Source organism: Photobacterium sp. 1_MG-2023, from assembly GCF_030547945.1.
Lineage (GTDB): Bacteria > Pseudomonadota > Gammaproteobacteria > Enterobacterales > Vibrionaceae > Photobacterium.
Genome location: NZ_JAUORR010000074.1, coordinates 1 through 1,038, shown reverse-complemented (window position 1 = coordinate 1,038; position 1,038 = coordinate 1). Strand labels below are relative to the sequence as shown.

Sequence of the window (1,038 nt, the reverse complement as noted above, 5' to 3'; positions counted from 1 at the left end):
CTGAAGGAAGTCATACTCAGTGCTGCCCAGCTTGCCTTTTACAACCGTTGCTCTTGAAGGATCAATGAGTTTCAGAATTGTACCTTCAGGCAGTAACACTTTTTTGTCAAAATCTGCACTGCCTGGCTTACTGCGAGAGTTCCGGTTCTTTTTCAAGCGGATATAGGGGAGCTGGCTGGCATTTTCCGCTGCCGCCATTGAATCCTGAATTTCTTTCTGAGACTGCAAATGCATGTAGAGGGAATAGAAAGTATAACTTTCGTCTTCTTTGTCCGGGTTCTGGAAGGTGTGCCGCAGCAGACAAAAGTTATTGCTGTAGCTGGACGTGGTATCCAGATATTGCGTGGTTGGGTATTCCTCCGACATGCGATAGGCCACCAGCTCACCATCGATCATCGCCTGAACCGGCTGAAAGTGCTGCGCCCAGAAAGCGATGCGGTTATTTAAGTGAATACCGCCATGCCAGCCACGGCCTTTACTGATGAGATAGCGACCACTGGTCTGCCCGCTCAGCAGCACTTTCAGTGCCGCCATATCCGCGAATGGTTTGCCATCGACCTGACAGATAGGAAATGCTGTGTTCATGAATTTACTTCCTTAGTCTGAAAACACATCAAAGAACGGAATCAGGCTTTCCTGTCCGGGGGTCGCTGTTGTAAATACCACAGCAGTCACCTGGCCAACCGTGGAACTGTAACCGGAAACCTGGGTGTTTGTCACAATACTTTCCTCTGCGTTTTCAATTAGCTGCATCAACTTCTCACTTAACGAGGAAAAGTATTGCGTTGTCAGATCCGGCAGGAGTCGGTTCAGCGTTTTCAGACCTTCCTGATAACGGGTGATCCCCTCCACAATCACAGTGCGATGATCATATTCCGCCTGAAGTTTCATGAACGTCAGATAGTCATTGATCACCGATACGAATCCATCAATGTACTGATTCAGTGTCTGGGCGACCGCATCCCAGTCTAAATTCCGGATATATTCGATACTGTTTCCCGTACCGTGATAGCGCACACCGCCCAGCAAGAAAGCCGC

General features: G+C 48.8%; 1 protein-coding gene and 1 pseudogene. Both read right to left on the bottom strand.

Features of this window, described 5'->3' with window-relative positions; all coding sequences use genetic code 11:
• Window positions 1-585, bottom strand: a pseudogene (locus Q4579_RS22895) (hypothetical protein); the annotation flags it as partial.
• A 12-nt stretch (window positions 586-597) separates the two neighbouring features.
• Window positions 598-1,038: hypothetical protein (locus Q4579_RS22890; protein ID WP_303567264.1), on the bottom strand; the 441-nt coding region annotated here is incomplete at its 5' end.